Here is a 13,844-nt window from a genome sequence, read left to right as displayed (position 1 = left end):
CTCGCTCACATCCGGAAGACGCCGTAGGAGACCGGCTCGAGCGGCGCGTTCGCGCACGTCGAGAGTGCCAGTCCGAGAACTTTTCTGGTGTCGGCAGGGTCGATGATGCCGTCGTCCCACAACCGAGCGGTGGAGTAGTAGGGGTTGCCCTGATCTTCGTACTGCTCGCGGATCGGGGCCTTGAACGCTTCTTCGTCCTCGGCCGACCACGGCTTGCCCGATGCGTCGAGCTGATCCGAACGCACGGTCGCGAGGACCGATGCGGCCTGCTCGCCGCCCATCACCGAGATGCGGGCATTGGGCCACATCCAGAGGAAGCGAGGTGAATACGCGCGCCCGCACATCGAGTAGTTGCCGGCGCCGTAGGAACCACCGACGACGACGGTGAGCTTGGGAACGCGGGCGCAAGCGACGGCGGTGACCATCTTCGCGCCGTGCTTGGCGATGCCGGCAGCCTCGTAGTCGCGGCCGACCATGAATCCGGAGATGTTCTGCAGGAACAGCAGCGGGATGGAGCGCTTGTCGCACAGCTCGATGAAATGTGCGCCCTTGAGCGCAGATTCACCGAAGAGCACACCGTTGTTGGCGATGATGCCGACGGGGTGGCCGTGGATGCGCGCGAATCCGGTGACCAGGGTCTTGCCGTATTCGGCCTTGAACTCGTGGAACGAGGAGCCGTCGACCACCCGGGAGATGACCTCGCGCACGTCGTACGGGGTGCGCGAATCGGTGGGGACCACGTCGTAGAGTTCGGCCGGGTCGGCGTCGGGTTCGGCGGTCGGTGCGACGTCCCACGGGCGCGGGGTGCGCGGTCCGAGGGTCGAGACGATGTTGCGCACGATGCGCAGGGCGTCGCGGTCATCTTCGGCGAGGTGGTCGGTGACGCCGGAAACCTTCGAATGCAGGTCGCCGCCACCGAGCTCTTCGGCCGTGACGACCTCACCGGTCGCGGCCTTCACCAGCGGCGGGCCGCCGAGGAAGATGGTGCCCTGGTTACGGACGATGACGGCCTCGTCGCTCATCGCGGGCACGTAGGCGCCGCCGGCGGTGCACGAACCGAGGACCGCCGCGATCTGCGGGATCCCCTGCGCGCTCATCGTCGCCTGGTTGTAGAAGATGCGGCCGAAATGCTCGCGATCGGGGAAGACCTCGTCCTGCCGGGGCAGGAAGGCGCCACCGGAGTCGACGAGGTAGATGCACGGCAGCTTGTTCTGCAACGCGACTTCCTGCGCGCGCAGATGCTTCTTGACGGTGATCGGGTAGTAGGTGCCGCCCTTGACCGTGGCGTCGTTCGCGACGATCACGCACTCGCGACCGGCGACGCGGCCGATCCCGGTGATGACTCCGGCGCCGGGGCACTCGTCGTCGTACATGCCGTTCGCCGCGAGCGGGGACAGCTCGAGGAACGGGCTTCCGGTGTCGAGAAGCTCGTCGACGCGGTCGCGGGGGAGCAGCTTCCCTCGCGCGACGTGGCGTTCGCGGGATTTCTCGCTGCCCCCGAGGGCTGCAGCAGCAAGCTTCTCCCGGAGTTCCCTGACCAATTGTTCGTGCTGGTCACGGCTAGTTTTCGAGAGAGCGTGAGCGGTTGTCACGGTCACCATCCTCGGTTGTTTGACCTAATCACCATTAACTGAAAGACTAGGTTAGTCATGATTAACCGAGTTGTCCACACCACATCGAGTGGAGTTTCCGCATGAACCAGGCCACCGACGTGGATCAGGCCACGCTCACGCCGCGGTCACTCGCGAAAGCCGAGCGGCGACGGCAACTACTGGTGGCCGCTGCGAGACTGATCGCCGAGCGCGGCTTCACCGGCGTGCGGCTCGAAGATCTCGGGGCGGCCGTCGGCATCAGCGGACCAGCGGTCTACCGGCACTTTCCCAACAAGGACGCACTGCTTGTCGAGATACTCGTCGACATCAGCCGACGCCTGTTCGCCGGCGGCACTGCGGTCGAGGAGCGCACCTCCGATCCCCGCGAGACACTCGAGGGCCTCGTCGACTTCCACCTCGACTTCGCGCTGGGAGAACAGGACCTCATCCGCGTCCAGGACCGCGAACTGCACTCACTCACTGAAGAGGGACGACGCCAGGTCCGTACCCTGCAGCGCCGCTACGTCGAGATCTGGGTGGGCGTGCTGTGTCGTATCGATCCGGCACTCGCCGAATCCGACGCCCGCACCATGGCGCATGCGACCTTCGGGCTCATCAACTCCACACCACACAGCGCCGACCCTCGGTCACCGCGCAGCACCCGCACCGTGCTGCGACGGATGGCACTCGCAGCACTCGACTCCACACGTGTGGATAAGTAGGACAAGGAGATCGGTCATGAGCTACTTCGAACGCACCGGGAAGCACTCTTTCCGCGCAACCGAGCATGTGGGTGGCGCATGGAACATCACGGAACAGCACATCGCGCCCGCCTTCGGACTGCTCGCGCACGTCGTCGAATGCGACCGCGACGCACGGCGCAACGACGGCCTGGTGATCGGCCGCCTCTCCTACGACATCCTCGGGGTCCTTCCGATCGGCGATATGGATGCCGAGGTGACGGTGCTGCGTCCGGGCCGCACCATCGAACTCGTCGAGGCCGTGCTCAGCCACGGCGGACGTGCCGCTGTGCGACTGCGGGCGTGGCTCATGGCTCCGGGTGCCACCGATGCACTCGAGGGCACATCGCTACCCCGGATCGTCTCGCCGGACGAGATGAAACCCTGGGACGCCTCGCAGGTGTGGCCGGGCGGGTTCATCGAATCTGCGGAGGTCCGGCGAGATCAGGTAGAGCCTGGACGAGCCTCGTTCTGGGTACGTACCCCGATTCCGCTGCTCGCCGATGAGAAGGTCAGCGACCTCGCCCACGCTGTCCGGCTCTTCGACATCTCCAACGGCATGACCGTGCGCGCCGACCCGAAGGCCGTCGCCTTCCCCAACCTCGATCTGACCGCCCATCTGTTCAGGCAGCCGCAGGGTGACTGGGTCGGCTTCGACACCACCGTCTCGTTCGGGGCCGACGGCATCGGCCTGACCAGCAGCGTCCTGCACGACACCGCCGGACCGGTCGGCACGATGTCGCAGATCCTCACGGTGCGCCCCAACTGAACTCTGCTCCACACCACCGATTCCCGTACCGTCGGGTCGACGATCCTGTACGACGCGACAAGGAGAATCGGGTGAGCAGGACCGCGGTACACGACATCTCGCGCCCCCGGCTGTGGCGTGCAGTCCTGCTCTGGATCGTCGTGTGGGCAGTGTGTGGGCTCGCCGCCCCGATCGTGCAGGACGCGACCGGCCTGTCCACGGATGTGCTGGCGCTGGTCATGCTTGCGCCTGCCCTCGCGTCGGCCGTCGTGTGGCTCGCAGTGCGACGCGACCTTCCGGCGCCGTGGCCGCCAGTGGCCACCCGCGCGATCGTGTGGCCCACCGTGCTCGCCCTCGTGTGGATTGCAGTGTTCACCGCGGGACTCGTCGCAGCCGGCTTCTCGTTCGGCTCCGGAATCGGTGTCGCCGGAGTTCCGCTCGCGGTGGTGCTGGTGGCGCAAGCCGTCGGGGCCCTCGGCGAGGAGATCGGGTGGCGCGGCACGCTGCAGCATCTCGCCGAATCACGGATGTCCCGATGGGTAGCTGCCCTGCTTCTCGGCGCAGTGTTCGGCGCGACCCATGTCGGCTACTGGTCGGAAGGCCCCCTGTTCGTCGCGGGATTTTCCCTCTCGACGGCACTGATGGGGCTCGCAATGGTGCTGATCGCCCGGGGCAGTTTCGCGCAGCGCATGATCCCGGCGACGCTCATCCACCTCGGCCTGAACCTGGTGACCGCCGACGCCGGCGGCTTCGACGACCCGTGGCTCCTCATCGCACCGGCCGCAGCAGCAACCGCGGTCGTTCTCATCGCCACGCGGATGACGAATTACGATCCGGCGCGCATCCCGCGGCCCGCATCCGTCCCAACCGAGTGAGTGAGGTCCTAGGCTCCCCACCGAGTGAACGAGGTTCTAGGCTCCCCACCGAGCGAACGAGGTTCTAGGCTCACAGAATGGCAGACATGACGGTGGATATTCGATCCCTCGAGGACCTGACGGCCGCACTCGAATCGACCGGTTACCTCGCCGACGAGGGTGTCGCGATGTCGGCGTTCCTCGCGCTCCGCATGGGCAGGCCTCTGTTCTGTGAAGGAGAGCCCGGCACGGGAAAGACCTCCCTGGCCGTCGCACTTGCAGAAGCACTGAACCTGCCGTTGATCCGGCTACAGTGCCACGAGGGCATCGACGCCTCACAAGCGCTGTACGACTGGGATTTCCCCCGGCAATTGCTGCACCTGCGCACGCTCGAAGCCGCAAGCGAAGGGAGCTTCGACGCCGATACCGCCGAACGCTCCCTCTACACCGAACGATTCCTACTCGCCCGCCCACTCCTGCAGGCACTGACCGACGCACCGTGTGTGCTGCTCGTCGACGAAATCGACCGCGCCGACGACGAATTCGAAGCCTTCCTGCTGCAGATTCTCGACGAGAACTCGGTGACCATCCCCGAACTCGGCGAGATCCGGGCAAGCGTTCCGCCCCTCGTCGTACTCACGTCCAACCGCACCCGTGAGGTGCACGACGCGCTCAAACGACGCTGCCTCTATCACTGGGTCGAGCACCCGGGCCTCGATCGCGAAATCGCGATCCTGCGTATGCGTCTGCCCGGAATCGATGCGGCACTCGCCGAACAGATCGCCCGCGCTGTCCACGCTCTCCGCGACGCCGACCTGCTCAAACCCCCGGGTGTCGCCGAATCCCTCGACTGGGCACGGGCACTGATCGAACTCGACCGCGACGTGCTCGACACCACGACCGCTGCCGCGACCCTCGGCGCAGTCCTGAAGTATCGCGAAGACCTCGAGCGGGTCGCGCGCGCCGGACTCGACCGGATCCTGGCAGGCTGAACACATGGGCGACGGTGCGCTCGTCGGCGTTGCAGGGTTCGCGCGAGCCCTCGAAGAAGCCGGCCTCCCGGTCACACTCGACGCCACGCACGCCTACGTTCGTGCCCTACTCGAAGTGGATGCGAGCAACCCGGCGCACGTGTACTGGACGGGTCGCACGACCCTCTGCCGCGACCCCGACGACATCCCCCGCTACGACCTCGCGTTCGAAGCGTGGTTCGGCGGCGACCTGCCCGTCATCTCCCGCACCACCGGACAGCAGCAGCGCACCGCCACGGTTGCCGCGCTCACCTCGCCGGGTGGGTCCGACAGCGAAGGCGACGACTCGCCACGACTCCAGGTCGCCGCCGACGACACCGAGATCCTGCGGCACCGCGACATCGCCGAGCTCACCCCGGCCGAACGCGCCCACCTCGACGAGATGCTCACGCTGCTCGAACCCCGCCCACCGAGACGACCCGCAGCGCGCCTGCGGCCGTCGCGACGCGGCACCGTCGACCCGCGGCGCACCCTGCGTGCCATGCTCGCCGCGGGCGGTGAAGCAGTGCGGCCTGCCCGGCATAGTCGCGCGACCCGCCCGCGCCGGGTGGTACTGCTCATCGACGTGTCCGGCTCCATGAGCCCCTACGCAGATGCACTCCTGCGTTTCGCGCACGTCGTCACCCGCAGCAACCCTGCTGCCACCGAAGTGTTCTCCCTCGGCACACGCATGACCCGCCTGTCGCGTGCGATGCGTGCCCGCGACCCCGAACGCGCGCTGGCCGCGGCATCGAGCACCGTTCCCGATTGGGCAGGCGGCACCCGGCTCGGCGACACGTTGCGTGCGTTCCTCGACCGTTGGGGCCGACGAGGCATCGCCCGGGGCGCTGTCGTCGTCATCTTCTCCGACGGCTGGGAACGCGGCGACACGTCTCTGCTCGCCGAACAGATGGCGCAGCTGCGCCGGCTCGCCCACGCCGTACTGTGGGTCAACCCCCATGCGGGCGCCGACGGCTACGAACCCATCCAGTCCGGGATCTCGGCCGCACTCCCGCACCTCGACCGACTGCTCGCCGGGCACAGCCTTGCGACGTTGGAGGAACTGCTGAAGGAGGTCCATCGTGCGTGATGTTCTCGACGAACTCGAGCGCCGCTACCGCGCAGGAGAAACCGTCGCATTGGGCACCGTCGTCTCGACGTTCCGGTCCGCGCCACGCGAGGCCGGCGCATCGATGCTCGTCGCGGGCGACGGCACCGTCACGGGCAGCGTGTCCGGCGGATGCGTCGAGGGCGCGGTCTACGAATTGGGCCGAGACGTCATCGGCGACGGCAACGCCGTGCTGCAGCGATACGGGGTGTCCGACGACGACGCCTTCGCGGTCGGCCTGACCTGCGGCGGCATCATCGACGTCTTCGTCGAACGCATCGACCCCGCGGAGTTCACCGCGCTCGGCGACGTCATCGACTCGATCCACGCGAGCGAACCCGTCGCGGTCGCCACCGTCACCGAACATCCCGACCCTACCGTGATCGGGCGCCGCATGGTGGTGTGGCCGGACCGGTCCGACGGCGAACTGCCGTCTGCCCGCATGACGGACGCGATCACCGACGATGCGCGCGGCCTGCTCGATGTGGGCCGTTCCGGGACCCTGCACTACGGACCCGATGGTCAGCGACGCGGTGAAGGTATGTCCGTGTTCGTCAACGCATTCCAGCCGCGACCCCGGCTACTGGTGTTCGGGGCAATCGATTTCGCGGCCGCGATGGCCACGCTCGGTGCCTTTCTCGGCTATCGGGTGACGGTGTGCGACGCGCGCGGTGTGTTCGCGACCCCCGCACGTTTCCCGTCGGCCGACGAGGTGGTCGTCGAGTGGCCGCACCGCTATCTCGCCGCCGAACACGAAGCGGGCCGGGTCGACAAGCGCACGGTGATCGCGGTGCTCACCCACGACCCGAAGTTCGACGTACCGCTTCTCGAAGTGGCGCTACGAATCGATGTCGCCTACGTGGGAGCGATGGGCTCACGCCGCACGCACGACGACAGGCTCGCCCGCCTGCGCGAGATCGGTATCACCGACGAAGAGATCGCCAAGCTGAGCTCGCCGATCGGCCTCGATCTCGGGGCCCGCACCCCCGAAGAGACCGCGGTGTCGATCGGCGCCGAGATCATCGCGCTGCGGTGGGGCGGACAGGGGCAACGCCTCGCGGACCGGCAAGGGCCGATCCACACACACGACAGCTGATGACCGAATGTCACCTTCGTACAGTCGACGTGACTGAAGGTGACATTCGGCCGTCGGCCGAAAGCCGTTCTCAGAAGTACTGGGCTCCGCCGTCGATCGCCAGACTCTGCGCGGTGACGAACGCCGATTCGTCGGAGGCCAGGAACGCGACCATGTTCGAGATCTCGTCGGCCTCCGCCATGTACTTGTTCAGGAACGGCATCGTCATACCGCCGAGGCGCGGATTGGACTCCGCGGTCTGCGCGATGCGTTCACGCATACTTCCCGACCCCATCGGGGTGTTCACCGCGCCGGGATGGATGCTGTTGACGCGGATGTCGTGTTGCCCGAGCTCTGCCGCGAAAGCGCGGGCCATGCCGACGAGCGCGTGCTTGCTGGTGGTGTAGTGCACCATGAACGGCTGCAGCTTCACCCCGGCCAGTGAGCTGGTGACGACGATCGACCCGCCGCCGCGGGTGATCAGGTGCGGCGTGGTCGCGGTGATCGTGTTCCACACACCGGTGACGTTGATGTCGAGGGTGTCGCGGAAGCTCTCGGGCGTGACCTCGTCCCACGTCTGCGGAATGCAGATACCGGCGTTGGCGACCACCACATCGAGACCGCCGAACTGCGCGACTCCCTCCTCGACCACCGCTTTCATACCGTCGAGATCGCGGACGTCGCACTGCTTCAGCTGCGCCTTCGCACCTTCCGACTCGACGAGCCGCCGCGTTTCCTCCAGGTCGTCGAGGGTAGCGGAATCGTAGGGGACGCCGGGTAGCGGGCCTGCGAGATCGATTCCGACGATCTGCGCGCCCTCACGGGCCAGCCGTACGGCGTGGGCGCGGCCCTGGCCACGGGCAACTCCGGTGATGAACGCGATCTTGTTGTCGAGCCGGGCCATGTGCGGTTCCTCTCGCGGTCGGAGCTTCGGCCGCCGGCGCTGCTGCGGCCGAGAGATTTCCGTCAATCACCTCCTTTCTACGCGCGGGATACAGGAAGCTGGCAGTGACTCATATCACTGGCATACACACGGGATTGCGGAAAGCACTGGGAGGTCCGATGCGCATCGTGGTCACGGTCGACGGAGCGGTCTACACCGACGACGTCGAACCCCGGCTCCTTCTCGTCCACTACCTGCGGGAACGACTCGGCAAGGTGGGCACTGTCGTGGGATGCGACACCAGCAACTGCGGTGCGTGCACCGTCCTGCTGGACGGCAAGAGCGTCAAGTCCTGCTCGGTGCTCGCCGTGCAGGCCGACGACAGGGCTGTCACGACGGTCGAAGGCCTCGCGAAGGACGGCGCGCTCCACCCCGTCCAAGAAGCCTTCCGCGAGAAACACGCGCTGCAGTGCGGGTACTGCACGCCCGGCATGATCATGGCGACCGTCGACCTGCTGAACGAGAACCCCGACCCCGACGAGGAGCAGGTCCGGCTCGGCCTCGAAGGAAACCTCTGTCGTTGCACGGGATATCAGAACATCGTGGCCGCCGCGCAGGACGCTGCCCGGCGTATGCAGGGAACCCGGACGGAGGATGCCCGATGACCACCACCGAATCACGCAGCGCCAGCGGGGTGGAGCCCGAGATCGGGCAGTCCCGTCGCCGCAAGGAGGACGAGCATCTCCTCACCGGCCGGACCCGCTGGACGGACAACATCGTTCTCCCCGGCATGCTGCATGCCGCGATCCTGCGCAGTCCCTTCTCCCACGCCCGCATCACCGGCATCGATGTGGAGGGGGCGAAGACACTGCCCGGCGTCATCGCCGTGTACACGGGCGCCGACCTCGCCGAAGAGCAGGGGAGCCTGCCGTGTGCGTGGCCGATCACCGAGGACCAGCTGGCTCCGCCCGCGCCGTCACTGGCCGTCGACACCGTCAACTTCGCCGGTGAGGCGGTCGCGGTCGTGGTGGCCCGCACCGCCTACGAGGCACACGACGCACTCGATGTCATCGACGTCGACTACGAGGACCTACCGGTGGTGCTCGACCTCACGGACGCGGCAGCCGATACCGAACTGGTGCACCCCGACCTCGGTACCAACCGCAGCGCCACATGGACATTCGACTCCGCCGAAGCAGGCAGCGGGAGCAACGTCGAGGACGCGATCCGCGACGCGGAAGTGCTCATCGAACGCACCTTTCGTCAGCAACGCCTGATTCCTGCGTTCATGGAACCCCGGTCGGTGGTCGTCGATCCGACCGCTACGCAGATCACCATGTGGTCGGCCACCCAGGTGCCACACGTGCTCAAGCTGATGCTGGCGATGTCCCTCGGGATACCCGAGCACAAGTTGCGGGTGATCGCACCCGATGTGGGCGGCGGCTTCGGCGGCAAGTTGCAGGTGACCCCGGAAGAGGTACTCACGCTGCTCATCGCGCGCAGGCTCCACAAACCGGTCAAGTACACCGAGTCGCGGAGCGAGTCGATGGCCGCGGCGCACCACGGCCGCGACCAGGTGCAGAAACTCACGCTCGCCGCCCGGCGCGACGGCACCGTCACCGGGTTCGAGGTCGAGCTGCTCGCCGACATGGGCGCCTACCTGCGTCTCGTCACGCCGGGCGTCCCGATCCTCGGCGCGTTCATGTTCACCGGAATCTACAAGTTCGACTCCTACCGCTTCACCTGCACGAACGTGTTCACCAACAAGGTGCCCACCGATGCATACCGCGGTGCGGGGCGCCCCGAGGCGACGTTCGCGATCGAACGGATGATGGACGAACTCGCCGTCGAGCTGTCCATGGATCCGATCGAAGTACGTGAGAAGAACTGGATCAAGCACGAAGAGTTCCCGTTCGATTCGGTGGCGGGCCTGACCTACGACTCGGGCAACTACGAAGCGGCCACTGCGAAAGCCCTGGAACTGTTCGACTACGACGGCCTGCGCCGTGAGCAGGCGCAACGACGTGAATCCAAGGACCCGGTACAGCTCGGCATCGGGGTGTCCACGTTCACCGAGATGTGCGGTCTGGCACCGTCTCGAGTCCTCGGATCGCTGTCGTACGGAGCAGGCGGGTGGGAGCATGCGGCTGTCCGCATGCTGCCCACAGGGAAGGTCGAAGTGGTCACCGGGTCGTCGGCCCACGGCCAGGGACACGAGACCGCGTGGAGCCAGATCGTCGCCGATCAGCTGGGAATTCCGTTCGACGATATCGAGATCCTGCACGGCGACACCCAGTCGTCGCCCCGTGGACTCGACACCTACGGGTCACGCTCGCTCGCTGTCGGTGGTATCGCCGTGGTCAAGGCTGCCGAGAAAGTCGTGGCGAAGGCGCGGCCGATCGCGGCGCACCTGATGGAATGTGCGGAAGACGATCTCGAATTCACCGGCGGCCGGTTCAAGGTGAAGGGCACCGAGAAGTCCGTTGCGCTGACCGACGTCGCACTCGCCGTGTTCGCCGCGCACGACCTACCCGACGGCGTCGAGCCGAATCTCGATTCCGAAGCGACGTACGATCCGGACAACTTTTCGTTCCCGCACGGCACACACCTGTGTGCGGTGGAGATCGACACCGAGACGGGGCACGTACGCATCCGCAAGTACGTATGCGTCGACGACATCGGGCACGTTGTGAACCCGCTCATCGTGGAGGGTCAGGTGCACGGTGGTCTGGCCCAGGGGATCTCTCAGGCGTTGTACGAGGAGGCCGTCCACGACGAGTCCGGAACACTGCTCAGCGGCTCGTTCGCCGAATATCTGCTGCCGACGGCGGTGGATCTCCCGAGTTTCGTCACCGACCGCACCGACACACCGGCTCCAGGAAACCCGCTAGGAGTCAAGGGAGTCGGTGAAGCAGGCACGATCGCGTCGACACCCGCCGTGGTCAACTCCGTACTCGACGCGCTCCGGCCCTTCGGGGTTCGTTCCATCGACATGCCGTGCACGCCCATGCGGGTCTGGCACGCCCTCCGTTCCGCCGAGGAGACAAACCGATGATTCCCGCTGAATTCGAGTACGCCGCTCCCACCACACTCGACGAGGCCGTCTCGGCACTGAACGAAGCCGGTGAAGACGCCAAGGTGCTGGCCGGAGGCCAGAGCCTGATGCCGGTACTGCGGCTCCGGATGGCAGCACCGACCACCATCATCGACCTCGGTCGCGTCTCTGACCTGCGCGGTATCCGCGAGGACGGCGATACCCTGGTGATCGGCGCGACCACTACGCACTACGAGGTGCTGCACGATCCGCTCGTCGCCCGGCATGCACAGTTGCTGGCGGAGGCCACCGCCACCGTCGCCGATCCGCAGATCCGCCACCGCGGAACGTTGGGCGGTGCGCTCGTGCATGCCGATCCCGCAGGGGACCTGTCGGCTCCTGCTCTGGCGCTCGACGCGGAATTCGTCGTCGTCGGCGCGTCCGGTACACGCACCGTCACGGCGTCGGACTTCTTCGAGGACTACTTCACGACCGCAGTTCGGCCCGGTGAAATCCTTGCGGAGATCCGCATTCCCAAGCACACGGGGTGGCAGGCACGCTATGAGAAGTTCCATCGTGCAGCGCAACAATGGTCGATCGTGGGTGTCGCAGCGACAATCGACATCGACAATGGCACGATCCGACAAGCGAAGGTCGCCCTGACGAACATGGCGGCGGTGCCCGTACGGGCCCGCGCGGTCGAAGAAGCACTCGTCGGGCAAGCGGCCACCGCCGACACGATCGCGTCAGCCGCCGAACACGCGGCAGACGGGACCGATCCGATGACCGACGGCAATGCCGACGCCGAGTATCGAAGCCACCTGGCGACGGTCCTCGCCCGGCGAGCCGTGACGACCGCGGCGGGACTCTGAGTAGCCCCGCAGAAACGACGCAGGAGAATCGATGCAACTCGAACACCAGCTGTCCGTACCGGCACCCGTCGACGAGGTGTGGGCCGCGCTGCTCGACCCGGAGAAGGTCGCTCCCTGCATGCCCGGGGCAACACTGACCGGTGTGGACGGTGACACCTTCACCGGCACAGTGAAGGTCAAGCTGGGCCCGGTCGCGCTCACGTACAAGGGCACCGGCGTCTACGTCGAGAAGGACGAGTCGGCCAGGCGAGCAGTCATCGAAGCGAACGCGAAGGACGCGAGGGGCAACGGAACCGTCAGCGCCACCATCACCATCGTGCTCACCGGCGAGGGCGACCACACCGACGGCACCGTGACCACCGACATGACCATCACGGGCAAGCCGGCGCAGTTCGGCCGCGGCATGATCTCGGACGTCGGCGGCAAGATCCTCGAACAGTTCGCAGCGTGCCTGTCCGAGAAGCTCGGCCCGGGAGCAGCCGAGCCCGAGGAGGCTCCTGCCGCAGGCGCGAGCGCTTCCACTCCGGCGACTGCTGCTCCGTCGACCGCTCCTTCGGCACCGGCGAGCGCACCGAAGCCGCAGGCACCGGCGGCGCAGCCCGAAGCCGAGCCGCTCGACCTCATGCACTATGCGAGCGGTTCCGCCGTGCAACGCATCGCGCCGGTCGTGGGGATCGCCGCAATTCTCGCGGTGATCCTCGTGGTGATCCTCCGCAAGCGCTCGAACTGACCGCACCGCTCGCTCTCCGCGGTGACCGGAAGACCTTCAGGTCACCGCGGAGAGGCGTGTGGTGTGGAGTCCGGCAGCCAGATCGGGTGTGGCGATCACCGACAATTCGGTGCGCAGCCAGCGGTGGCCCGGGTCGTCGTCGAACTCCTCGTGCCACACCGCCCACTCACGGACGGCGGGCAGCGAGAAGTTCGGTTCGAGGATCCGTAGCTGCGCCACACCGGCGATCCGCCGTGCCATGCGCTCGGGAATGATCGTCACGAGGTCGGTCATCTCGAGCACGTACGGCAACACCGCGATGTTGGTGGTCGTCGCGGACGGCCTCGTACCGATCCCGGCCCGGGACAGGGTTCGGCTCAGGCTCTTGTCGCCGCCGTACTGCAGATAGGACAGCAGCGGGTAGCCGGCGAGCACATCCGCGGTGAGTTCGATACCTGCGTACGGATGTCCGCTCCACACGACCCCGACGTATCGGTCGTGGAGGACGACCCGGCGACGGCACTGTTCGAATTCGGATGTGGCGAGAAGTTGTTCCGGCACCACGGCGAGGTCGACCTCGTGGCTGTGGAATGCCTCGATCCCGGCCATCGACAGTGGGTGCATGTCGAACCTGATGCCGTGTGATCGGTACCGATTCCGTCTCAGGAGATTCCGGAGCAGCGTCACCTCCGAGTAGTCCCCGGTCAAGAGCGTGAAGGCACGCTCGGCTGTCGCGGGATCGAACTCGGGGACAGTGAGGATCGAGCGTTCCACGGTGGACAGCACGCGGCGGAGCGGTTCGGCGAGGGCGAGTGCACGCGGCGTCGGCCGCAGTGTTCGTCCGCTCTTGACGAGAAGTGGGTCGTCGAACTGCTTGCGCAGGCGCGCAAGCGCGGTGCTGGTGGCGGGTTGCGACATGTTCAGTCGGCGTGCAGCCTTCGTCACATTGCATTCGGTGAGGAGGACATCGAGGACGACGAGCAGATTCAGATCGACTCGACGCAGTTCCACCGCATTTCTCCTCTTCATGGGGGATTGCTCGGCCTGGGGGATCCTATCCCAGTCGCCCGTTACATACTGAACGTCCGGTATCTGTTACATCGAATACCTGATATCCAAATCGGACATGCAATTTGTATAAACGCATGACACGGCCCTAATCTGGCCCAGATCTCACTGGTTGAGTGTTAGATTGCCGATCTTTTTTCAGGGGAAGGTC

The 13,844-nt window shown here is 66.4% G+C and carries 13 protein-coding genes; 10 read left to right on the top strand and 3 right to left on the bottom strand.

Annotation, left to right across the window (positions count from 1 at the left end; genetic code table 11):
- Positions 1 to 5: 5 nt before the first annotated feature.
- Entirely contained in the window at positions 6 to 1,601 is a 1,596-nt protein-coding gene (locus MWU77_RS12560; protein ID WP_247273844.1) for a carboxyl transferase domain-containing protein, read from the bottom strand.
- Positions 1,602 to 1,693: 92 nt separating this feature from the next.
- Here MWU77_RS12560 and MWU77_RS12555 point away from each other — a divergent pair, with 92 nt between their 5' ends.
- From MWU77_RS12555 to MWU77_RS12530, 6 genes are all read left to right on the top strand, one after another.
- Positions 1,694 to 2,314: a TetR/AcrR family transcriptional regulator gene (locus MWU77_RS12555; RefSeq protein ID WP_169688949.1), complete on the top strand. Its 621-nt coding sequence runs from the start codon at positions 1,694 to 1,696 to the stop codon at positions 2,312 to 2,314.
- A gap of 16 nt (positions 2,315 to 2,330) precedes the next feature.
- Entirely contained in the window at positions 2,331 to 3,101 is a 771-nt protein-coding gene (locus MWU77_RS12550) for a thioesterase family protein (protein ID WP_169688950.1), read from the top strand.
- Between the two features lie 71 nt (positions 3,102 to 3,172).
- Complete coding sequence (locus tag MWU77_RS12545; RefSeq protein WP_247273843.1) at positions 3,173 to 3,955, top strand: CPBP family intramembrane glutamic endopeptidase; 783 nt, start codon at positions 3,173 to 3,175, stop codon at positions 3,953 to 3,955.
- 86 nt (positions 3,956 to 4,041) lie between these two features.
- Entirely contained in the window at positions 4,042 to 4,926 is an 885-nt protein-coding gene (locus MWU77_RS12540) for a MoxR family ATPase (protein ID WP_247274116.1), read from the top strand.
- Between the two features lie 4 nt (positions 4,927 to 4,930).
- Complete coding sequence (locus MWU77_RS12535; protein WP_247273842.1) at positions 4,931 to 6,034, top strand: VWA domain-containing protein; 1,104 nt, start codon at positions 4,931 to 4,933, stop codon at positions 6,032 to 6,034.
- A complete protein-coding gene (locus MWU77_RS12530) occupies positions 6,027 to 7,148 on the top strand; it encodes an XdhC family protein (RefSeq protein ID WP_169688953.1) in 1,122 nt (373 codons plus the stop codon). Before MWU77_RS12535 ends, MWU77_RS12530 begins: the two co-directional genes overlap by 8 nt.
- Before the next feature lie 70 nt (positions 7,149 to 7,218).
- Here MWU77_RS12530 and MWU77_RS12525 read toward each other — a convergent pair whose 3' ends face one another.
- Positions 7,219 to 8,031, bottom strand: a complete 813-nt coding sequence (locus tag MWU77_RS12525) for a mycofactocin-coupled SDR family oxidoreductase (RefSeq protein ID WP_169688954.1) — start codon at positions 8,029 to 8,031, stop codon at positions 7,219 to 7,221.
- A gap of 158 nt (positions 8,032 to 8,189) precedes the next feature.
- Between MWU77_RS12525 and MWU77_RS12520 the strand changes: the two genes are divergently transcribed.
- The 4 genes from MWU77_RS12520 to MWU77_RS12505 are packed head-to-tail and all read left to right on the top strand — an operon-like array spanning position 8,190 to position 12,646.
- Positions 8,190 to 8,675 carry a (2Fe-2S)-binding protein gene (locus tag MWU77_RS12520; protein ID WP_169688955.1) on the top strand — a complete coding sequence of 162 codons (486 nt, stop codon included), beginning with the start codon at positions 8,190 to 8,192 and terminating at the stop codon, positions 8,673 to 8,675.
- Positions 8,672 to 11,065, top strand: a complete 2,394-nt coding sequence (locus MWU77_RS12515) for a xanthine dehydrogenase family protein molybdopterin-binding subunit (protein ID WP_247273841.1) — start codon at positions 8,672 to 8,674, stop codon at positions 11,063 to 11,065. Before MWU77_RS12520 ends, MWU77_RS12515 begins: the two co-directional genes overlap by 4 nt.
- The gene (locus tag MWU77_RS12510) at positions 11,062 to 11,916 is read left to right on the top strand and encodes a xanthine dehydrogenase family protein subunit M (protein WP_169688957.1); all 855 of its coding nucleotides are present in this window, start codon (positions 11,062 to 11,064) and stop codon (positions 11,914 to 11,916) included. The genes MWU77_RS12515 and MWU77_RS12510 overlap by 4 nt, the downstream gene beginning before the upstream one ends.
- A gap of 31 nt (positions 11,917 to 11,947) precedes the next feature.
- Entirely contained in the window at positions 11,948 to 12,646 is a 699-nt protein-coding gene (locus tag MWU77_RS12505; protein ID WP_169688958.1) for an SRPBCC family protein, read from the top strand.
- A 36-nt stretch (positions 12,647 to 12,682) separates the two neighbouring features.
- Here MWU77_RS12505 and MWU77_RS12500 read toward each other — a convergent pair whose 3' ends face one another.
- Positions 12,683 to 13,636, bottom strand: coding sequence for a LysR family transcriptional regulator (locus tag MWU77_RS12500; RefSeq protein WP_169688959.1), 954 nt, complete (start codon positions 13,634 to 13,636; stop codon positions 12,683 to 12,685).
- Positions 13,637 to 13,844 lie beyond the last annotated feature (208 nt).

Origin of the sequence: Rhodococcus sp. F64268, assembly GCF_023015605.1 — a bacterium.
Lineage (GTDB): Bacteria > Actinomycetota > Actinomycetes > Mycobacteriales > Mycobacteriaceae > Rhodococcus.
The sequence above is the reverse complement of the archived record's forward strand: the minus strand, read 5'-3'. Positions and strand labels throughout refer to the sequence as shown.